This is a genomic window from Streptomyces sp. P9-A2, assembly GCF_036634175.1.
Lineage (GTDB): Bacteria > Actinomycetota > Actinomycetes > Streptomycetales > Streptomycetaceae > Streptomyces > Streptomyces pratens.
In genome coordinates this window covers 6,399,013-6,419,180 of sequence record NZ_JAZIFX010000001.1, presented here as the reverse complement: position 1 = coordinate 6,419,180, position 20,168 = coordinate 6,399,013, and the positions used below count along the sequence as shown (strand labels likewise).

Genomic DNA, 20,168 nt, shown 5'->3' with positions numbered 1-20,168 from the left:
TCGAGCGAAGCCGAACGGGGGAGTCGGTGACCGACGACAACGCCGCTGGGGAGCACCCCTGCTCGAAGCCGCTCGGGGAGGGCGTGCCGACCCCCGCGCCTCCGGCATGACCGCCGGACCGGCCCTGATCCGCCGGCCGCCTGCGCGACCGCTTCACCGGCGGTCGCGCAGGCGGTCGTCAGCGGGCCGTGCCGCTGGCGAGCGCGGCCTCGGGGGCCGCCGCCTCGTTCTCCTCGATGTCGGCCGAGGCGAGCGGGACGGGCGTGAACATGGCCGGTTCCTCGTCCGGGAACAGCGCGGTGGGCCCGTACACCCAGTCGGTGAAGGCGTACTCGGCGGGGTCGATGCCCCGCATGATCGCGTTGCGCTGCAGCCGCTCCGTGCCGTCGAGGTGCCACAGCTCGCCCCAGGCGCGGGCGGTCGTCAGGATCCGGCGGCAGTGCTCGACGCGGACCGCCTCGTACGCGGCCAGTGCGGTGTCCCAGTCGACGCCCGCGGCGGCGGCGCCCTCGGCGCGCAGCCGGGAGACGTGCCGGGCGAGGACCCAGCCGTCCTCGATCGCCATGATCGCGCCCTGTGCCATGTACTGCAGCGGCGGGTGGGCGGCGTCGCCGAGGAGGACGATGCGGCCGTGCACCCAGGTGTCGATCGGGTCGCGGTCCATCATCTGCCACCAGCGGTCCCGCCACATCAGCGGGATGCCCTTGCCCACGGTCTCGCAGGTTCCCTCGAAGGCCGCGTCGAGTTCGTCGGGGGTGCCCCAGTCCTCCTGCCCGGCGAGGGCCTTGGGCGACTGGAACACGGCGACCTGGTTGAACATGTCGCCGCCGCGCAGCGCGTACTGGACGAAGTGGCAGCGGGGTCCGACGTAGACGGTGACGTCCTTCTCGGCGATGCCGTTGTCCCGGACCTCGTCGATCGGGACGGCCGCCCGGTAGGCCACGTAGTCGGAACTGACGACGTCGTCGCCGACCAGCTTCTGCCGGGCCACGGAGCGCAGTCCGTCGGCGGCGATGACGAGCGGCGCCTCCTCGGTGTGGCCGTCGGCCAGCGTGATGCGGGCCCCGCCGACCGTGTTCTCGTAGTCGACGACCGTCTGGTCGGTGACCAGGTCCACGCCGGCCCGCCGGCAGGCCCGCAGGAAGATCGCGTGCAGGTCGCTGCGGTGGATGACCATGTACGGGAAGCCGTAGCGGCGCTCGAGCTCGCCCAGGTCGAGGCGGACCAGCTCGCGGGAGTCGAGCGCGTCGCGCATGACCATGTTCTCGGGGACCACGCCGAGTTCCTTGGCCTCGTCGAGCAGACCGTACTCGTCGAGGATGCGGGTGCAGTTGGGCGCGATCTGGAGGCCGGCGCCGACCTCGCCGAACTCCTTGGCCCGTTCGAGAACGCGGACGGCCAGCCCCTCCCGGGCGAGGGCGAAGGCGGTGCTGAGGCCACCGATACCGCCGCCGACGATGATGGCGTCGGGTCGGCCTTCGGTGGGAGGGGTCGCTGGGGTCATCGTGTTCTTCCTGTCTGAGCCGGGGGGAGACCGGCCCGGTTGGTCAGAGCCAGGGGCCCAAAGTGGGTGCCGGGCCGCCGTCGGGGGCGGTGAGGGCGTGCCTGCGCCCGGTGAGGTAGGCCGTGATCTCGGCGAGCGGGCCGGTGAGCACGGTCGGCTCGCCGTCGCCGGGGAGTTCCCGGACCTCTCCGGTGTCGGTCTCCGTCAGGCGCAGCGCCGGGCCGGGGGCCTTGGCACGCTTGGCGATGACGTCGTCGCAGAGGGCGCCGAGGAAATCGGCCGGCAGGTCGGCGAAGGTGATGCCGGTGTCCAGGTCGACGGCGTGGACGCACACCTCGCGGGAGCGCATCCAGGGCAGTTCGGTGGCGGGCACCGTACGGCCCTGTGCCGTCACGACCGGGTGCTGCCACTGGCCGTCGCCGAGTCCGGCCGTCGACGCGGCGAGTTCGGCGGCGGAGCGGCGCAGCCACCCGGTCAGTTCGGCGGCGGGCATGCCGACACCGCGCTCGATGCCGGCGGCCCGTTCCTCGGGGGACGCGTACATCGGGGTCTCTTCGCCGGTGGCCGCCCAGTGCACGAGGTTGCCGAGGGCGTCCGCGTTGGCGGCGACGTGGGCGACGAGCTGGCGGCGCTGCCACCCGGGCAGGCCGCTGGGCGCGTCGTAGGCCTTGTCGTCGAAGTCGGCGGTGGCCTCGAGCACGAGGTTCGTGCCGAGCTCCGCCCAGCGGCGGGCGTCATCGAACGAGCGGGACATCAGGCCTGCTTCTCCTTGACGACCTTGTTCTCCAGGCGGCCGATGCCCTGGATCTCGGTGACGACCTTCTCGCCGCCGAGCAGGTAGCGGCCGGGCTTGCGGGCGTGGCCGACGCCGCCGGGGGTGCCGGTGGCGATGATGTCGCCGGGGTTGAGGCGGATGATCGTGGAGACGTACTCGACCAGGGCGACCGGGTCGAAGAGCAGGTCACCGGTGTTGTCGGACTGCATGACCTCGTCGTCCACGGTGAGCTTGACGTCGAGCGTGGGGCGGACGCCGCCGGGCAGCTCGTCGGGGGTCACCAGGTACGGGCCGACGGGGGTGGTGGAGTCCCAGGTCTTGCCCTGGAGCCACTCGCGGGTGCGGAACTGCCAGTCGCGCGTGGTGATGTCGTTGAGCACGGTGAAGCCGGCGATGGCCTGCTCGGCCTGCTCGCCCTTGGCGCGGCGGACCTGCTTGCCGACGACGACGGCGAGTTCGACCTCCCAGTCGAACTGGTCGGTCTCCTCGGGGCGGATGATGTCGTCCGCCGGGCCGATCAGGGAGTCGGCGAACTTCGCGAACAGGGTGGGGTGTTCGGGCAGGTCCCGGCCCATCTCCTGGATGTGGTTGCGGTAGTTGAGGCCGACGCAGACGACCTTGGACGGCTGCGGGACCACGGGCGCGAGGTCGGCGCCCTCGGCGGGGTACGTCGTGGCGTCACCGGCGGCGGGGGCGGCGGCGAGCTCCGCCCAGTCGTCCTGCGCGAGGAGGGTGCCCACGTCGGGGAACCCGAGGTCGACCAGGACGTCACCGTCGAGCCGGACGGCCTTCGTGGTGCCGTCGGTACGGAGGGTGGCGAGCTTCATGAGCGGGTGGTTCCTTCCACGTGGGTGCGGTTGAGCCGGAGGGCTTCGAAGATCGGGGAGTCGCTGAACCGGAAGAGGTCCAGGGAGCCGGAGTCGGAGTCGGTGGAGCCGGCCTCGGAGCGCACGGAGAGCGGCTGCCAGGACGGGACGACGAACAGGTCGCCGCGGGTGACGGACCAGGAGGTGTCACCGACGGTGACGGTGCCGGAGCCGTCGAAGACCTGGTAGACGGACGAGCCGGTCTCGCGCACCGGGGCGGTCTCGGCGCCGCGCACCACGCGGTGCACCTCGGCGCGGATGGTGGGCAGCACGTCGGTGCCGTTGGACGGGTCGGTGAACCGGACGGCGGCGTGGCCGGGCTCGACGGTGCCGCCGAAGCCCTCCTTCTCCAGCGCGAGCTGGTCGGTGAGCGCACGGTCGGTGTGCTCCCAGCGGTACGCGAGGAGGGGCGTGCCGGGGGCGTCCACGGTGGCGGCGACGGGGCGCAGCCCCGGGTGTCCCCAGAGGCGCTCGGAGCGGGACCGGTCGGGGGTGATCCGCTCGGCGTCGCTGATCTCGTCGCGGCCGAACTCGAAGAACTGGGCCTCGCTGGTGTACTGGAACGGGATGTCCAGGCCGTCGATCCAGGCCATCGGCTTGGAGGTGGCGTTGTGGTGGGCGTGCATGTTCCAGCCGGCCTGCGGGAGGAAGTCGCCGCGGCGCATGGCCACCGGGTCGCGGCCGACGACCGTCCAGACGCCCTCGCCCTCGACGACGAAGCGGAAGGCGTGCTGGGTGTGACGGTGCTCGGGGGCGTCCTCGCCGGGCATCAGGTACTGGATGGCCGCCCACAGGGTGGGCGTGGCGAAGGGCCGTCCACCGAGGGCGGGGTTGGCCAGTGCGATGGCGCGCCGCTCGCCGCCCCGGCCGACCGGGACGATCTCGCCGGCCTGGGCGGCCAGCTCCCGCAGCTTCTCCCAGCGCCACAGGTGCGGGACGGCGCGGGATCGTGGGTGAGCCGGCATGAGGTCGCCGATCTCGGTCCACAGCGGGACGAGCAGCTCGCTCTCGAAGCCCCGGTACAGCTCCTCGAGCGCCGGGGTGACGTCGGGCTGGTCCGCGGCACTGACGGCGCTCAGGCGGACGGGGGAGCCCGTGGCAGAGGGGGTGCTGAATGAGGTAGTCACGTGACCAGCTTCTCCCTTGTCCCAGGGGACGAACATGTAAATTCTGGTCAGCAGAACCGTTGACGCCGGGAGGCCCGCCGTGGACAAGCCCCTCAAGACGCCGCCGCCGTACACGATCACGAGTGTCGACCACGCGTTGCGGGCCGCGACGATGCTCCAGCTGGAGGGCGCGCTGACCGTCTCCCAGCTCGCCGAGCGGCTCGGGGTCGCCCGGTCGACCGCGCACCGGCTGCTGGCCATGCTGGTCTACCGGGACTTCGCGGTACGCGACGAGCAGCGCGTGTACCACGCGGGCCCGGTACTGGAGCTGGCGACGCACTCGCGCTCCCTGGTGTCACGGTTGCGGACGGCGGCCCTGCCCCATCTGCACCGGGTGGTGGACCTGCTGAACGAGACGACGAACCTCACCATCCGCACCGGGGACACGGCCAGGTTCATCGCGAGCGTGGAGTGCCACCGGTCGCTGCGGGTCGGTTCCCGCGAGGGGATGGTCTTCCCGGCCCACCGTACGACGGGGGGTCTGCTGCTGCTCGCCGAGCTGAGCGAGGAGGAACTGGCGGAGGTGTACGCACCCGAGCGCTACCGTGACCGGCCGCAGGACCGCCCGGATCTCGGCCGGCTGTCCAAGGAGCTGAAGAGCGTCCTCAAGGGCGGCTTCGCCGTGAACCGGAACCGCTCGGAGCGCGGTCTGGTGGCCGTCGGCGTCCCGGTCCGCGACCGCGAGGGCAGGACCCTGGCGGGCCTGTCGATCTCCATGCCCGGCGTCCGCTACGACCCGCACGAACTCCAGTCCCTGGTCGGCACCCTGCGGGCGGCGGCACGGGCCCTGGGTGCGGACCTGGCGACGATGACCTGAGCGGCCTGCGGCTCCCGCGACCGACCGTCCACAGCCGGTCGGCCCGCGAGGGTCCGTCCGCAGCCGGTCGCCCGTGGCCGGCCCGTCCGCGCGAGGGGTCCGTCCGTCGCGTGTGCGGAACGGGGGGCAGGGACGGTCCGCCCGCGGCATGAGGAAGACGGAGGGTCAGGGCTGGTCCGGTTCCGGTTCCGATGTCGGCGCCAGTCCCGGTTCCGATACCGGTCCCGGTCCCGATACCGGTCCCGGTCCCGATGCCGGCTGCGCCGTGGTGCCGTCGTTCAGGAGGCTCGTCCAGCTTTCCGCGAGGATGTCGATCATGGCTTCGCGGTCTGCCTTCCAACGGCCGGGGGTCCAGTTGCGGGCGACGTGGTCGAGCTGGGCGAGAACGAGGACGCCGCGCAGGTGACGGCTGTCCGGTGCGAAGCGGTCGGCCCGGTGGAGGCCCTCCTCGACGTCGCTGACGGCCTCGTCCAGCCAGGCGTTCACCAGTCCGCGCAGATCCGGGTCGACCGCCGCCGCCTCGAACGCGGCCACCAGATGGGGCCGTACGGAGTCCCAGCGGCCGGAGATGTCGTACAGCCACTCGGTGATCGCCTCGCGGCTGCCGTCCTGGACCACCTCGACGAGCCGCCGGGCGGTGGAGCGGCGGGAGGGCGAGTCGACGCGTTCGAGCTTCTCGTTCAGCTCGCCGATGAGTGCCCGCATCAGATCGCTGCGGGACGGAAAGTACGCGTAGAACGTCACCCGTGTGGTGCCCGCCGCGGCCGCGATGTCGTCCACGGTCGTCGCGGCGTAGCCCTTGGCGCGGAACAGGTCGAGCGCCGAGTCCAGCAGGAGCTGGCGGGTCATCCGCTTCTGCGCCTCGCGCAGACCGGCCATGTCAGCGCCCCCGTCCCCGGGTGTCGGACGGGAGGGGCAGCGGGACGCCAGTGGGGGTGGGCAGCGGGGCGGCGGCTGGGGCGGTCATGGCGTTCATCGTAGCGCCGGGCACCGCGCCCGACCTCGGGGTCCTCACCCCAGGATTACTTCCAATACATGGCGCACATTTCCTTGACGGAACGTAAAGCGGAGTGTCATTCTCGCCGTCACCCCGCTTGATTCGCGCCACTCCTACAGCCCGACCCGGCGCTCCTCCCCCCACTTCGGGCCACGTCCACCCGTGGCCGGACGGGCGTATCCACCGATCCAGCCCCGTCGCGGATGTGAGGCCGCAACACTTCTCGGCCCATGGTTCAGAGAGGAACTCCCGAGTGAGGTACTTCGTTGCGCGCCGGATGCCGTTAGTCCGGCCCGAGCGGCAGTGGCCGGCCGTCTGCTGATCACCGCCGGCCGTCCCGGCCGTGGCCACGGCTCCACCGGACCGGCCACCCGGCGCCCGCGTGCTCCCGCATTCACGGCACCCCGCCCCGCGGGCGTCGAGCAGCGTGCCGTGCTCGACGGCACCACCGACCGGTTCCCGGCGTTCCCCACCCCCCAGGGGGGCCGGACGAACCCACCGACCCGTCCGGCTCCCGGCGCACGCCCTGTGCCCCGGAAGCCCGTCCGGGCCGTCCGACCCGGTTCCCCCACGCCCTGAGCGGCGGCTCACCACCAAACCGGTATCGGCCACAAGGGGCCGAACCGTCTCACCATCCCAGTCAGGGAGAACGCAGTGACGCTCAACAACGGGACGACGACGTCCTCTGGCCCTTCCGCGGGGGCTGCCCGGAGGCCGGGCTACGCGGGCACGCTTGCGGCCGCAAGCTGCGCGGTGTTCGTGGCCCAGCTGGCCAACGCCCTGCCGGCCTCTCTCAACGGCCTCTTCCAGCAGGACCTGGGCACCCACGGGTCCCAGCTGACCTGGATCACGGCGGCCTTCATGATCGCCGTGGTCGTCTTCGAGTTCACCTTCGGTGTCCTCGGCGACCTGTTCGGCCGCCGCAAGCTCATCGCCGCGGGTGCGGCGATGGTCGTCGCCGGCAGCATCGTCTCGTCCCTCGCGCCCAACGTGCAGACGCTGTGGGCCGGTGCCGCGCTGAACGGTCTCGGCGCCGGCGCCATGTTCCCCGGATCGCTCACCATGATCGCGGACGTGGCCCGCAGCGCCCGGGAACGGGCCCGCGCCATCGCGCTGTGGAGCGGTTTCCTGTCCGCCGGTGCGGCGGTCTCCCCGCTGATCGGCGGCGTCTTCGCCAAGGCCGGCTCGTGGCGGGGCTCCTACATGGTCCTCGTCGTGCTGGCCCTCGCGAGCGTGGTGCTCAGCCTGACCATGGCCAAGGAGTCGAAGGCCGCGGAGGGGCGTCGCCTCGACATCCCCGGCCAGATCACCTTCGCGCTCGGTCTCATCCTGGTGCTGTACGCGGCCGTGGAGGGGCCCGAGAAGGGCTGGGGCGAGCCGGACATCATCGGTGCGTTCGTCGTCGGCGCCTCCTTCCTGATCGCCTTCGTCCTGATCGAGCGCCGGGCCGACTCCCCGATCCTCAACCTGACCCTGTTCAAGGACCGCGCCTTCACGGTGGGATCGATCGTGGCCGTCATCGGCATGATCGCCTTCCTCGGCGCGTGCTTCACCACGAGCATGTGGCTCGGCCCCGTCCAGCACCAGGACCCGCTCCGCGTCGCCGTTCCGTTCCTGCTGCTGCAGGGCCCGGCGTTCGTCCTGATCCCGGTCGTCTCCCGGCTGCTCCACAAGGTCGCCCCGAACTGGCTGCTGACCACGGGCTTCCTCCTGATGGCCGTCGGTTCGTTCCTGTGCACCCGGCTGGACGTCACCGACACGAGCCTGACCCCGTTCGTCCTGCCGACCCTGCTCATCGGTATCGGCTTCGCCCTGGGCGTCAGCTCGATCACGGCCGTCGCGCTGAACAGCGTGCCGGGCCCGCTGGCCGGCATGGCCAGCGCCACCACCAACATGCTGCGCGACCTCGGCTTCGCACTGGGCCCGGTGGTCGTCGGCGCGGTCGCCCTCAGCCGCGCGGGCGACACGTTCTCCTCGAACCTGTCCGGTTCGGATCTGCCGCCCGACCAGCTGGGCGCCGCCACCGAGATCGGCCAGGCGGCCGGTCCGATCGCCGTCAACAGCCTGCCGCCGGACGCCCCCGGCTCGGCCGCGCAGAGCATCGCCCTCGACGCCCTGGGCAGCGGCTACAGCCTCGCCTACATGGTGTGCGCCGTCGCCGCCCTCGTGGCCGCGATCGTGACCGTGGTGGGCATGGCCGGCGTCCGCGCTCCCCAGGAGCTGGACACGGGGCACACGGCCGGAAAAACCCCGGCCGGACAGCCCCAGGCCCCGACCGCGGTCTGACGCGGCCGTCCGCACCCCGTCCCCCTCGCGAAGGCCCCGGCCGTCGGCGCACACCGCCGACGGCCGGGGCCTTCCCCGCGTGTCAGCCCGCGACGACCGCCTCCGCCGCCGCGGTCCCGCACACGCGCGCCGCGCCGTGCGTGGCGATGTGCGGCGCGCCGCGCGGCGCGGACTGCGGTACGCCCATCTCCACGACCACGGCGTCCGGCCCGGCCGCGAGCAGGGTGTCCAGGGCCGTGCGCATCCACGGGTGCCGGTGCTCGTCGCGGACCACGGCGACCACGCGCCGGCCGGCCGCGGCCTCGAGCGCCCGCGCACCGACGTCGGAGCCCGTGCCTGAGCCCGTGCCTGAGCCGGAGCCCGTGTCGGAGCCGGTGTCGGTGAAGGAGCCGGTGGTGGTGCCCGGCAGCAGCCGTTCCAGTTCCGCGCCGACGCCCCAGGGGGTCTCGTCGCCGACGGCGATGTTGGCGGCGGGGTGGAAGGTGGCCACGTACACCGGCCCGGTGACCGGCGCGGCGGGCCCGGTGCGGGTGACGGTCACCGCGCGGCGGGCCGCCGTGAGGCCGATCTCCGGATCGCGGTCGCCCTCGGGGGCCGGGGAGCGCCGCATCGTGGCCGTCCAGTCGGCCAGGGCGCGGACCCGGGCGGCGGCGTCGGCGAGCCGCTCCTCGGGGAGTTCGCCCGAGCGGACGGCGGCGACGAGAGCGTTCGTCAGGCCCTGCACCGTGTCCTCGTCGCACAGCCCGCCGCCCACGCAGATCGCGTCGGCGCCGGCCGCGATGGCCAGGACGACTCCGTGTTCGAGACCGTAGGTGCCGGAGACGGCGCGCATCTCCATGCCGTCGGTGACGATCAGCCCCTGGTAGCCGAGTTCGCCGCGCAGCAGGCCGGTGAGGATGCGGCGGGAGAGGGTGGCGGGGCGGTCCGGGTCGAGGACCGGGACCTTGATGTGGGCGCTCATGACGGCGCGGGTGCCGGCCTCGATCGCCGCCCGGAACGGCTGGAGTTCGCGTTCGTGCAGGGTGGTGGCGTCGAGGTCGATGTGCGGGACGGCGTGGTGGGAGTCGACGCTGGTGTCGCCGTGGCCGGGGAAGTGCTTGGTGCAGGCGGCGACGCCGGTGGACTGCAGGCCCTCCACGTAGGCGGCGGTGTGCCGGGCGACCAGGTCGGTGTCGCGGCCGAAGGAGCGGACGCCGATGACCGGGTTGTCCGGATTGGCGTTGACGTCGGCGGAGGGCGCCCAGTTGAAGTTGACGCCGCACTCGGCGAGCCGGCGGCCCAGTTCGCGGGCGACGCCGCGGGTGAGGGCGGTGTCGTCGACGGCGCCGAGGGCGTGGTTGCCGGGGAAGGAGGAGCCGGTGCGGACCTCCAGCCGGGTGACGTCGCCGCTCTCCTCGTCGATGGCCACGAGCAGGTCGTCCCGCTCGGCGCGCAGTTGCGCGGTGAGGGCGGTGACCTGTTCGGCGGTGGCGACGTTGCGGCCGAAGAGGGCGACGGAGGCGAGGCCCTCGCCGAGCCTGCGGCGTATCCAGTCGGGCGCGGCGGTGCCGGCGAAGCCGGGCTGCAGTACGGCCAGCGCGTCCCGGGTGAGGGCGTCGGTGCCGGTGGTGAATGTCGTCATCGGGTGGCGTTATCCCTTCACGGCGCCCGCGGTGAGGCCGCTGACGGCCTTGCGCTGCAGGTAGACGAAGAGGATCAGGATCGGAATGGCGAAGAGCGACGAGGCGGCCATGGTCGCGCCCCAGTCGTTGCCGAACTGGCTCTGGAAGCTGGACAGCCACAGGGGCAGCGTCTGCGCCTCGGCGTCCTTGTTGAGCACCAGGACGAGGGCGAACTCGTTCCAGGCGGTGATGAAGCCGAACAGCGAGGTGGCCATCAGGCCCGGGGCGAGCAGCGGCAGGATGATCCGGCGGAACGCCTGGGCGCGGGTGCAGCCGTCGACCATCGCCGACTCCTCCAGCTCCTTGGGCACGGCGGCGACGAAGCCGCGCAGCGTCAGGATGGTGAAGGGCAGGATCATCATCATGTAGAAGAGCGTCAGCGGTACGAGGCTGTTCAGCATGGACGCGTCCCGCACGATCATGTACATCGCGATGATCATGACTTCCCAGGGCGCCATCTGGGCCAGCATGAATCCGATGATGAAGCCGCGCCGCCCCTTGAAGCGCATGCGCGCCAGGGCGAAGGAACCGGCCAGCGCGATCACCAGCGAGAAGACCACGGCCAGGACGGTGACCGTCAGCGAGTTGGTGACGTAGGTCCAGAAGTGGTCGACATCGGTCGCGGTCTTGAAGTGTTCGAAGGTGATGTCGGTCGGGAACCAGACCGGGTCCTCCGAGAGGATGTCGCCGGTCGGCTTGAGGGCCGTGTTGAACATCCAGTACACGGGGAAGACGAAGCCGATGAACAGGACGACGGCCGTGGCGTTGGGCCACAGGCGGCCGAAGAGCGAGCGCTTCACAGCTCGTCCTCCTCTTGCTTGAGCACGATCCGCAGGTAGTAGGCGGTCAGGCCGAGCAGGATCGCGATGGTCAGGACGGCGATCGCCGCGCCCATGCCGTAGTGCTGGTTGCCGACACCCTCGACGTAGGCGTAGACGGGCAGGATCTCGGTGAGCCGGTCGGGGCCGCCCTGGTTGATGAGGTAGACCTGCACGAACGCCTTGAAGACCCAGATGATCTCCAGGAACGTGGTGGCGTAGAGGAACGGCCGCAGGAACGGCAGGGTGACCGTGGTGAAGCCGCGCCAGGCGCCGGCGCCGTCGAGGGACGCGGCCTCGTAGAGCTCCTTCGGGATCGTGGTGGTCGCGGCGTAGAGGTTGATCGCGACGAACGGGATGGACATCCACACGATCAGTACGGTGATGACGAAGAACGTCGACATCTGGCTGCTGGTCCAGCTGTAGTCGGCCATGGAGTGCCAGCCGAGCTTGTCCAGGACCCAGTTGACGACGCCGAAGCGCTGTGCGAACAGCCACTGGTAGACGGTGGTGGCGGCCACGATCGGCATGGCCCAGGCGAGCACCAGGCCCAGCAGCAGGGTGAACCGCATCCCCTTGCCGAGACGGGCGAGCAGCAGGCCGACCAGTGCGCCCAGCACCATGATCAGGACGACGTTGACCGCCGTGAAGAGGATCGAGCGGAGGGTGACCCGCCAGAAGTCCTCACTGGTGAGGGCCGTCCGGTAGTTGTCGACACCGTTCCATTCGGTGACGCGCTGGATCAGCTGTCCCATGTTGAGGTTCTGGAACGACAGCAGCACGTCCTTCAGCAGCGGCCAGCCGAGCAGCAGCACGGAGGCCACACAGGCGGGCAGCAGCAACAGGTACGGGGCGAGTGCGCCGACGCGCGACGCCGCTCTCGGTGTCGGCCTGCCGGCCCCCCCGTCGTCCGCCTTGCGGACGTCCGCCGGGCCGGAGGGCGGCCGTTCGGTCTGCACGGTCATGCTCGCGATCTCTCTTCTCGACATACTCGACGCCGGGGCGGGGGCCGGCGAGTGGCCGGCCCCCGCCCGCTCCGTGCGCTCGCTGCGGCTACTGCTGCTGCGACAGACGCTTGTTGAACTCGCCCTCGACCTGCTTGGCGGCCTCGGCCGGGGACTTGCCGTTCAGGACGGCGGTCAGGTACGTCTTGATCGGGTTGGGGTCGTTCTCCACAGCGGCCCACTCCGGGATCAGCGGCGTGGTGCCACCGACGGCGGCGGCCGGCGCGGCGGCCTCGGCCGGGGCGTTGCCCTTGAGGTTGCTCTGCAGCGACTCCTTGTTGGGGATGACGCCGTTGAGCTTGGCCAGCTGGCCCTCGAACTGGTCGGAGAGGGCGATCTTCAGGAACTCCTTGGCGAGCTCCTGCTTCTTGCTGCCCGCGGCGACGGCGAGGTTGGAGCCGCCGAGGAAGACGCCCTCGGGCTTGTCGGCCGTGGCGCCGGGGATGGTGAAGTAGCCGATGTCCTTCTCGATCTTCGGGTTGGCCTCGATCGCGATGCCGGCTTCCCAGCCCATGCCGATGAACGCGCCGACCTTGCCGTCGGCGAAGACCTCGCCCTGCTGCGGGGTGGCCTCGTCCTTGTCCTTGGGCGCCTTGGACAGCGCCTGGAACTTCTTGTACGTCTCCGCGGCGGCGGCGACCTTCGGGTCGTCGAGGTTGGAGACGTACTTGTCGCCGTCCTTCTTGACCAGTTCGCCGCCCTCGCCGATCACCAGGCCGACGAAGTGGTACCAGTTCTGGCCGGGCAGGTAGATCGGCTCCGCGTCGGTCTTGTCACCGATCGCCTTGAGCGCGTCGTAGAACTCGTCACGGGTCTTGGGCGTGTCCTTGAGGCCGGCGTCCGCCCAGACCTTCTTGTTGTAGAGGACGACGCGGTTGGCGAAGTACCAGGGCGCCGCGTACTGCTTGCCCTCGAAGACGGACGACTCGTTGAGCGAGTCGGTCCACTCTCCGCCGATCTCGGCCTTGAGGTCGGCGAGGTCGGCGAGGCCGCCGGTCTTCGCGTAGGCCGGGGTCTGGGTGTTACCGATCTCGAAGACGTCCGGCGGGTTCTCCTCGGACAGCGACGTGGTCAGCTTCTGCTGGATGCCGTTCCACTGCTGGACCTCGAACTTGACCTTCGCCTTGGTCTTCTTCTCGAACTCGGCGGTGAGGTCCTTCTGCCACTGGTCCGGCGACGAGCCGTCCATCACCCACACGGTGAGCGTCTCGCCGGCGTAACCGTCCGCGCCTGCCTTCTTGTCGCCGTCACCACTGTCGCCGCCACACGCGGCGACGGAGAACAACATGCCCGCGACCCCGATCGCTGCTATCAGCTTGCGCTTCACGCGCCACCCCTCCTCAGGAATGCCTTCCACACCCACACCCTCGGCGGTGACCCTCGCAACGGCGCGGCACTCGGCGGGCTGGGGCCCGGCTTCCTCTAAATGGTTTAGACCAGCAAGGGGGAGCTTGGCCTAGACCTATAGCCCTGTCAAGGGTCGCGCGGCCAATCCCCCGGGCCTCTCCCGACGCTTCTCGCGGAACCTCGAACTCCCCTTGAACAGGGACGTGTCGAGGGTTGGACTAGACCAAAAGAGGGTGTGCGGTTATAACGGGACCGCCGAGCGTGCGGCGTCGAACCCGGCCGTCCGCCGACGTGCATCGCGGCCGGCGCCCGCCGCCCGCGCCGCCGGACCCCGCAGCCGGAAGGCAGGTCATGAGCACGGACCTCAGCAGCGCCCGGACCGACACGGGGGCACCGGACCCCACCGGCCGCGCCCCGAAGTACTACCGCATCAAGCAGCACTTACTGGGCCTGACCGAGGCGCGCCCACCGGGCTCGCCGATGCCGGCCGAGCGCTCCCTCGCCCTCGAGTTCCGGACCTCGCGCACCACCGTCCGCAAGGCCCTTCAGGAACTGGTGAGCGAGGGCCGGCTGATCCGCATCCAGGGCAAGGGCACCTTCGTCGCCCGCCCGAAGATCTACCGGACCCTCCAACTGACCTCGTACACCGAGGACATGCGCAACCAGGGCCTCACCCCCGCCTCCCAGCTCCTGAACATCGACCACATCGCGGCCGGTGAGGAACTGGCGGCCCTGCTCGAGGTGGGGCGGGGCGAGAAGGTGCTGCGCGTCGAGCGGCTGCGCCTGGCCGGGGGCGAACCCATGGCGATCGAGGCGACCCATCTGTCCGCGCGCCGCTTCCCCGGCCTGCGCCGGAACCTGGCCCGCCGCACCTCGCTCTACGCGACGCTCACCGAGGTGTACGGCATACGCCTGGCGGAGGCCGACGAGACCATCGAGACCTCCCCCGCCACACCGCGGGAGGCCGACCTGCTGCACACGGACGTGGGCCTGCCGATGCTGCGGCTGTCCCGCCACTCGCGGGACGAGACGGGAACGCCGGTCGAATGGGTCCGCGCGGTGTACCGCGGCTCGCGGTACCGGTTCACGGCGACCCTGACGCCGCCCGCACCCTGACGCCGTCCGCACCTTGACGCCGTCCGCATCCCCACGCCGACGACACCCCTCTTGACATGCTCGCGCCTGACTGCTCCTTGACACGCCTCATTGGTCCAGGCCAATATCCAACGCACCGATCAGTCCGGGCCATCAGCCCGAACCCGTCATATCGGGCGCCCTCCCGCGCCGCGATCCCCCTCCCTTCCCCGTCCACGCGCACCACTCCGCCCGGAGGTCCCGCATGGCCGACCACGGCCGCATCGGCGGTAATCCACGCCTGCTGCGGCTGGCACACTCCGTTCTCCAGCCCGGCTTCACCGGCTCCACCGTGCCGGACTGGGTGCGCCGCCGGATCTCCGAGGGGCTCGCCTCCGTCGCCCTGTCCGGCCGCAACATCCACGGCCCCGAGCAGGTGGCAGCACTCACCTCCGCGCTGCACGCCGAGAACCCCGACCTCGTCATCGGCCTGGACGAGGAGGCGGACGGCGAGGAGGCGGGCGGCGAGGAGGCGGGCGGCGCCACCCGCCCGGACGCCCGCACCGGGGCGTTCCGTCCGGGCAACCGTGCACTGGGCGCCCTCGACAACATCGATGTCACCGAACAGGTCGCCCACGGCGTCGGGCGGGACCTGCACACGCTCGGCATCACCCTGAGCTACACGCCGAGCGCCGACGTCGCCCCCGATCCGTACCACCCGGTGATCGGGGTCCGTTCCTTCGGCGCGCGCACCGACGTGGTCTCCCGGCACGCCGCCGCGTGGGTACGGGGCCTGCAGTCGGCGGGTGTCGCCGCCTGCGCCAAGCACTTCCCGGGCCACGGTGACACCGTTGTCAGCCGCCGTCTCGGGCTGCCGCAGGTGCCGGCGCGGGCCGGGACCGTGGCCCTGACCGCGCTGCCGCCGTTCATCGCCGCGATGGACGCGGGCGTGCGGGCCGTCATGACCGGCCACCTGCTGGTCCCCGCCTACGACGACCGCCGGCCGGCGACCCTGAGCCGCGCCGTCACCCAGGACCTGCTGCGCGGCGAACTCGGCTTCACCGGTCTGATCGTGACCGACGCCATCGAGATGGGCGCCGTGGCCGACCGCTACGGCGTGGCCGGCGCCACCGTCCGGGCGGTCGCCGCGGGGGCCGACGCGGTCTGCGTCGGCGGCGGGCACGGGCACGCGGACGAACGGACCACGGCCCGGCTCGCCGACGCCCTGGTCCGCGCCGTACGGGACGGGCGCCTGCCGGAGGAACGGCTCACCGAAGCCGCTTCCCGCGTACAGGAGTTCGCCCGCTGGTCGGGCGGACTGCGACGGGACGCGACCGGCGACAGAGCCGAGGCCGGAGCCGGGCTCGGACCCGTGACGGGCCCAGCGGCGGCCCGGCGTGCCGCGGTCCGCAGCATCTGACCGGTTCACCTCACCCGACCTCTGCCCTTCCCCTTCCTTCATGCCCCGGTCGCGCGCGGGCACCGACGCGGCCGGGCTCTGCCCTCCTGCCCGAATGCGCCTGATCGCCCGATCCCACACCCCCGCACCACTGACGACCGACCCAGGATTTCCGGAGTGACCGCATGACGACGCAGAACCACCCGACGCAGGACCGTCCGACGCAGGACCGTCCTGCGCTCCACCGCTTCTTACACCGCGCCGCCTCCGAACGCCCGTACTTCAGTGCCGACGGCGAGACCTACCTCGCCGGGACCCAGTTGCGGCACCTCACCAAGTCCCGGCCGTTGCGGGTGCTCTCCGAGGAGGAGTTCGCCTCCTGGCAGGCGTACGGCTATGTGGTGGTCCGGGAGGCGATATCCCCGGACGCGGCCAAGCTGCTGCTGGAGTTCGCCTGGGACTTCCAGGGCCTCGACCCGCAGCGCCCCGAGACCTGGTACGAGGAGCGCACCTTCCGCTCGGACCTCGACCGGGACCTGTACGTCTACGGCTTCGTCGAGGCGTACCACCACCAACTGCTCTGGGACAGCAGGCAGTCGCGGCGCGTCCACGACGCCTTCGCCGATGTGTGGGACTGCGAGGAACTCTGGGTCACCCTGGACCGTCTCAACCTCAACCCGCCCAATGTGGGGAACCGTTCCCGGTCGTTCATCGAGCCGACGGACGAGGGCTTCGACATCGAGCTGCACTGGGACGTCGACACCACGGCCAGTGTGCCGCCGCAGCGGGTGCAGGGCATCATCGCGCTCACGGACACGGAGCCGGACCAGGGCGGCTTCCAGTGCTCGCCCGGACTCTTCCACCGCTTCGAGGAGTGGAAGGTGGGCCGGCCCGCCGGCCGCGACCCGATCCGGCCCGGGGCCGACCGGGCCGAGTTCCCGGTGATCCGGCCCCAGCTCAACGCCGGTGACCTGCTGATCTTCAACGGCATGCTGGCGCACGGCGTGGCACCCAACACTTCCGCCGACGGGGTACGGGCGGTGCAGTACCTGTCGATGATGCCGGCGCTGGAGGAGCACGAGGAACTGCGCCGGTCCCGGATCGAGTCCTGGCGCACGCTCGGCACGCCGGACTGGAACGCGACCCTGCTCGGCGACGCGACCCGGCACGAGTCCGAGCGGTACGGCACCGCCGAACTCAGCGACTTGGGGCGGAAGTTGCTGGGAATGGACTCCTGGCACGAGCACGGTGGCCGTCCCGGGCGGACGCGATGACCGGGGCGTTCGACGTGCCACGCCGGCACAGGGTCGGTCTGACACTCCCGACGAACCGGGCGTGTGCGGCGACCATCTCCGCCGTCGCCGCCGAAGCGGCTTACGCCGTAAGGGAGTTCGAGGTCGAGGTGCATCTGCTGATTCTCGACTCCTCCGACGCGCCGACCGTCTCGGCGCACGACCGCACCGTCGCCGGGCTGCCCGTGGTCCCGGGTGTCGTGGTGCACCACCTCGACGAGCGGGCCCAACGGGTCTTTCTGCGGGACGTGATCGACCGCGCCGCGCTGCCGGAGTCGGAGCCGGACCACCTGCTCGGCCTCCTGCTCCCGGACGGCGTCTCGTACGGTGCCTGCACCGACCGGGCGTTCCTCGTCGCGGCCGCTCTGGGGTGCCGTTCGGTGCACCGCCGGGACTCCGACAGCCGCTACCAGGTGTTCGAGGGCGAGCCCGTCTTCCCGATCCGTCACGAGCTGGCGTCTCTCGGCAAGCGGGCCGCCGACGCCTCCGCCGGGGTGTCGGAAGTGGACCTCGATCCATCGCTCGCCCATCGGCCGGTGGCGATGGTGGGCGCGTCCTTCATCGGGGAACTGTCCGTCGACATCGGCGGCATCCGGGAACTCGACAAGGACGCGTACGACACGGTCGTGGGCCTGTGGGCCCCGGCCGAGTGGTCCGAGGAGGAGCGGGCGGGCCTGGCCGAGGAGTCCTTCAAGGGTGCCGGGCTGCTTCCCTTCCGGGGCGACCACGCGACGCTGACCCTGGTCGACCCCATGCGGGTGGACATGTGCAACATCGCCTTCCACCAGGACGTGTACGAGCGGCTGCCGCTGCCGCCCGCGACCGACACCATCGGCAGCGACTACTTCCTCGTCCACGCCGTGCACGACGCCACCCTGCCCGGTGTCCTGCACAACCGGGACATCGAGAACTTCTACACCGGGGAACGCCGTACGCATGCCGGATTCATGGCGTACCAGCGGCGGTTCGTGAAGTTCCTGCTGTCGATGCTCCACTTCCACTTCGTCTACGCCGGCATGGCCGAGGCCGGTCCCGCGCTCCTCGACGACGGGCAGCGGCTCGACGCGGCGCCGGTCCGTGCCCTGCTGGCACGCAGCGTGCGGCTGGACCGCGCCGAGAACGAGCGCCGACTGGACGTCGTCCAGCGGACCTACCGACGACTGGGCGGAAAATACGCCGAGTTCGCCGAGCGAGTGGCCGCGGAGCAGGAGTCGCTGCTGGCGGAGGCGGGGCGGGACATCGAGGACTTCGTGCTGCTGATCGACGGCTGGGCGGCGCTGATGGAAGCGGCCCGGACGACCGGCGTCCGGAGCGCGGCCCGCCCCGGTGCCACCGTCCGGTCCCGGGGCGCGGTCCGGTGAATCCGGCACTGCGTACCGCGCTCGCGGCTGCCCCGAACGACCGGATCATCCATGACCTGGACGGCATCGCCGCCCGGTTCGACGCGCTGACCGGGGAGTTGCCCGGCGTCGGCGTGCGGTTCGCCATGAAGGCGTGCCCCGTGGACGAGGTGCTGGCGTGCCTGGCCGGCCGGGGCGCCGGGTTCGACGCGGCGAGCCCCCGGGAAATCGTCCAGGCCCTCGCCACGGGCACGCCCGCGGACCGGATCCACTACGGCAACACCGTCAAGTCCGACGAGCACATCGCCCAGGCCCACCGGCTCGGCGTACGGGACTTCGCCACCGACAGCCCGGAGGACGTGGCGGCGCTGGCCGCGCACGCCCCCGGCTCCCGGGTGTTCTGCCGGCTGGCGACCACGGGCCAGGGGGCCCTGTGGGGACTGAGCCGGAAGTTCGGCTGCTCGGCGGACGACGCCGTACGCGTACTGGAGTCGGCGCGGGAGGCGGGTCTGGTCCCCGCCGGGCTGTCGGTGCACGTCGGGTCGCAGCAGATGACCACCGAGGCCTGGCAGCAGGCGTTCGCGACGCTGGGTGAGGTCCTGCCGGCACTGCACGCGCGCGGAATCTCGCCCGATCACGTCAACCTCGGCGGCGGCCTGCCCGCACTCGGCTACACGGACCGGCGGGGAGACCGGCTGGAACCCCCGCTGGACAAGATCTTCGCCGTCCTACGCGAGGGCATGGAACGCCTCCGCGAACTCGCCCCGGATCCACTGGACTTCCTGATCGAGCCGGGACGCCATCTGGTCGCCGACCACAGTGCCGTCAGGGCGCACGTCTCCCGGCTCACCTCGCGCCGGCGACCGGACGGGGAACGGGCGTACTGGCTCTATCTGAGCTGCGGAAAGTTCAACGGCCTTTATGAGATGGACGAGTTGCAGTATCCGCTCGTCTTTCCGACCCATCCGGCCGACGCCGACCTGGTCCCCGCCGTCGTCGCGGGCCCCACCTGTGACAGCGACGACTCCTACGCGCCCGAGCACCGCCGTGTCCTCGTGCCGAAGGCGCTCGCCTCGGGCGACCCGGTCTGGGTGCTGTCCAGCGGCGCCTACGCCACCAGCTACATGACCCGCGGCTTCAACGGCTTCGCCCCGCTCCCCCACAGCTGCGTGGGCGGGAGCGACGGCGACGGCGACGGCAGGGGCGGTGGCGGTGGCGGCAGGGGTGGTTCCCCGGTCCGCTCCGGGCGGGATCGGGTACCGGTGCGGGATCAGGTGCTGGTGCGGGACCAGGTGCTGGGCGGCCTGCGTATCCGCCTCCTCGCCGAGGACGACTGGCCGCGGGTCGCCGCCCTGGAGGCCGAGGTGTACGCGCCCGCCGGGCTGTCCGAGGGCCGGGAGGCGCTGGAGTCCCGGGGCCGCGCCTCCCCTGCGACCTGCTTCGTCCTGGAGACCGGCGACCGGATCGCCGGCTACGTCCTCGCCCTGCCCTACCCGCCGTCGCGGTATCCGGACCTGGAGCGGCCCGAGGAGCGGTCCTTCGCCTCCTCCCATCTGCACCTGCACGACCTGGTCGTCGCCGACGACCTGCGCGGCCGGGGCCTGGGCGGCAGGCTCGTACGCCATCTCACCGCGACCGCACGACAGGTGTACGAGGAGGTCTCCCTGGTCGCCGTGGGAGGCACCGAGAGTTTCTGGGCCCGGCACGGGTTCCGGCCCGACCGACGGGTCGAACTCCCCGCGAGTTACGGCGAGAACGCGGTCTACATGTCCGGCCCGGTCCCGGGCTGCCGGTCCGACGGCCCCGAAACGGAGGGCTGACG

At 71.6% G+C, this 20,168-nt stretch carries 16 protein-coding genes and 1 pseudogene; 8 read left to right on the top strand and 9 right to left on the bottom strand.

Annotated elements, in window-relative coordinates; genetic code table 11:
* Positions 1 to 178: 178 nt before the first annotated feature.
* Genes V4Y04_RS29145 through V4Y04_RS29130 form a run of 4 tightly spaced genes read right to left on the bottom strand, consistent with a single transcriptional unit; the run spans position 179 to position 4,272 of the window.
* Positions 179 to 1,504: an FAD-dependent oxidoreductase gene (locus V4Y04_RS29145; RefSeq protein ID WP_332431345.1), complete on the bottom strand. Its 1,326-nt coding sequence runs from the start codon at positions 1,502 to 1,504 to the stop codon at positions 179 to 181.
* A 43-nt stretch (positions 1,505 to 1,547) separates the two neighbouring features.
* Positions 1,548 to 2,258, bottom strand: coding sequence for a maleylpyruvate isomerase family mycothiol-dependent enzyme (locus V4Y04_RS29140; protein ID WP_332431344.1), 711 nt, complete (start codon positions 2,256 to 2,258; stop codon positions 1,548 to 1,550).
* A complete protein-coding gene (locus V4Y04_RS29135) occupies positions 2,258 to 3,106 on the bottom strand; it encodes a fumarylacetoacetate hydrolase family protein (RefSeq protein WP_332431343.1) in 849 nt (282 codons plus the stop codon). Before V4Y04_RS29135 ends, V4Y04_RS29140 begins: the two co-directional genes overlap by 1 nt.
* Positions 3,103 to 4,272, bottom strand: coding sequence for a cupin domain-containing protein (locus V4Y04_RS29130; protein ID WP_443080104.1), 1,170 nt, complete (start codon positions 4,270 to 4,272; stop codon positions 3,103 to 3,105). The genes V4Y04_RS29135 and V4Y04_RS29130 overlap by 4 nt, the downstream gene beginning before the upstream one ends.
* Positions 4,273 to 4,351: 79 nt before the next feature.
* Here V4Y04_RS29130 and V4Y04_RS29125 point away from each other — a divergent pair, with 79 nt between their 5' ends.
* Entirely contained in the window at positions 4,352 to 5,128 is a 777-nt protein-coding gene (locus tag V4Y04_RS29125) for an IclR family transcriptional regulator (protein WP_332431341.1), read from the top strand.
* A 165-nt stretch (positions 5,129 to 5,293) separates the two neighbouring features.
* Here V4Y04_RS29125 and V4Y04_RS29120 read toward each other — a convergent pair whose 3' ends face one another.
* Positions 5,294 to 6,007 (bottom strand): TetR/AcrR family transcriptional regulator, encoded by a 714-nt coding sequence (locus tag V4Y04_RS29120; protein ID WP_332431339.1) that lies wholly within the window; start codon positions 6,005 to 6,007, stop codon positions 5,294 to 5,296.
* Positions 6,008 to 6,779: 772 nt separating this feature from the next.
* Between V4Y04_RS29120 and V4Y04_RS29115 the strand changes: the two genes are divergently transcribed.
* Complete coding sequence (locus V4Y04_RS29115) at positions 6,780 to 8,411, top strand: MFS transporter (RefSeq protein ID WP_332431338.1); 1,632 nt, start codon at positions 6,780 to 6,782, stop codon at positions 8,409 to 8,411.
* A gap of 82 nt (positions 8,412 to 8,493) precedes the next feature.
* On the opposite strand, the gene V4Y04_RS29110 is transcribed toward V4Y04_RS29115, so the two are convergent.
* From V4Y04_RS29110 to V4Y04_RS29095, 4 genes are all read right to left on the bottom strand, one after another.
* Complete coding sequence (locus V4Y04_RS29110) at positions 8,494 to 10,032, bottom strand: glycoside hydrolase family 3 protein (RefSeq protein ID WP_332431337.1); 1,539 nt, start codon at positions 10,030 to 10,032, stop codon at positions 8,494 to 8,496.
* Between the two features lie 9 nt (positions 10,033 to 10,041).
* Positions 10,042 to 10,872, bottom strand: a complete 831-nt coding sequence (locus V4Y04_RS29105; RefSeq protein ID WP_332431336.1) for a carbohydrate ABC transporter permease — start codon at positions 10,870 to 10,872, stop codon at positions 10,042 to 10,044.
* A complete protein-coding gene (locus V4Y04_RS29100; RefSeq protein WP_332431335.1) occupies positions 10,869 to 11,855 on the bottom strand; it encodes a carbohydrate ABC transporter permease in 987 nt (328 codons plus the stop codon). Before V4Y04_RS29100 ends, V4Y04_RS29105 begins: the two co-directional genes overlap by 4 nt.
* Before the next feature lie 88 nt (positions 11,856 to 11,943).
* Entirely contained in the window at positions 11,944 to 13,221 is a 1,278-nt protein-coding gene (locus V4Y04_RS29095; RefSeq protein WP_332431334.1) for an extracellular solute-binding protein, read from the bottom strand.
* Positions 13,222 to 13,592: 371 nt separating this feature from the next.
* Here V4Y04_RS29095 and V4Y04_RS29090 point away from each other — a divergent pair, with 371 nt between their 5' ends.
* The 6 genes and pseudogenes from V4Y04_RS29090 to V4Y04_RS29065 all read left to right on the top strand — a co-directional run bounded on the left by V4Y04_RS29090 (position 13,593) and on the right by V4Y04_RS29065 (position 20,166).
* A complete protein-coding gene (locus V4Y04_RS29090; RefSeq protein WP_332431333.1) occupies positions 13,593 to 14,357 on the top strand; it encodes a GntR family transcriptional regulator in 765 nt (254 codons plus the stop codon).
* A 223-nt stretch (positions 14,358 to 14,580) separates the two neighbouring features.
* Positions 14,581 to 15,735, top strand: coding sequence for a glycoside hydrolase family 3 protein (locus V4Y04_RS29085; protein WP_443080103.1), 1,155 nt, complete (start codon positions 14,581 to 14,583; stop codon positions 15,733 to 15,735).
* 164 nt (positions 15,736 to 15,899) lie between these two features.
* Complete coding sequence (locus V4Y04_RS29080) at positions 15,900 to 16,988, top strand: phytanoyl-CoA dioxygenase family protein (protein WP_332431332.1); 1,089 nt, start codon at positions 15,900 to 15,902, stop codon at positions 16,986 to 16,988.
* Positions 16,985 to 18,367, top strand: a complete 1,383-nt coding sequence (locus tag V4Y04_RS29075) for a DUF6271 family protein (RefSeq protein ID WP_332431331.1) — start codon at positions 16,985 to 16,987, stop codon at positions 18,365 to 18,367. Before V4Y04_RS29080 ends, V4Y04_RS29075 begins: the two co-directional genes overlap by 4 nt.
* Positions 18,364 to 19,524 (top strand): annotated as a pseudogene (locus tag V4Y04_RS29070) (type III PLP-dependent enzyme); the annotation flags it as partial. The gene V4Y04_RS29075 and the pseudogene V4Y04_RS29070, both read left to right, overlap by 4 nt.
* On the top strand, positions 19,516 to 20,166 hold the full coding sequence (locus V4Y04_RS29065; RefSeq protein ID WP_332433032.1) for a GNAT family N-acetyltransferase: 651 nt from the start codon (positions 19,516 to 19,518) through the stop codon (positions 20,164 to 20,166). The pseudogene V4Y04_RS29070 and the gene V4Y04_RS29065, both read left to right, overlap by 9 nt.
* The last annotated feature ends 2 nt before the right edge of the window (positions 20,167 to 20,168 follow it).

Coding starts and splice junctions, on each gene's coding strand:
- V4Y04_RS29145 (WP_332431345.1), bottom strand. CDS start 1,504: ATGACCCCAGCGACCCCTCCCACCGAAGGCCGACCCGACGCCATCATC.
- V4Y04_RS29140 (WP_332431344.1), bottom strand. CDS start 2,258: ATGTCCCGCTCGTTCGATGACGCCCGCCGCTGGGCGGAGCTCGGCACG.
- V4Y04_RS29135 (WP_332431343.1), bottom strand. CDS start 3,106: ATGAAGCTCGCCACCCTCCGTACCGACGGCACCACGAAGGCCGTCCGG.
- V4Y04_RS29120 (WP_332431339.1), bottom strand. CDS start 6,007: ATGGCCGGTCTGCGCGAGGCGCAGAAGCGGATGACCCGCCAGCTCCTG.
- V4Y04_RS29110 (WP_332431337.1), bottom strand. CDS start 10,032: ATGACGACATTCACCACCGGCACCGACGCCCTCACCCGGGACGCGCTG.
- V4Y04_RS29100 (WP_332431335.1), bottom strand. CDS start 11,855: ATGACCGTGCAGACCGAACGGCCGCCCTCCGGCCCGGCGGACGTCCGC.
- V4Y04_RS29090 (WP_332431333.1), top strand. CDS start 13,593: ATGAGCACGGACCTCAGCAGCGCCCGGACCGACACGGGGGCACCGGAC.
- V4Y04_RS29085 (WP_443080103.1), top strand. CDS start 14,581: ATGGCCGACCACGGCCGCATCGGCGGTAATCCACGCCTGCTGCGGCTG.
- V4Y04_RS29080 (WP_332431332.1), top strand. CDS start 15,900: ATGACGACGCAGAACCACCCGACGCAGGACCGTCCGACGCAGGACCGT.
- V4Y04_RS29075 (WP_332431331.1), top strand. CDS start 16,985: ATGACCGGGGCGTTCGACGTGCCACGCCGGCACAGGGTCGGTCTGACA.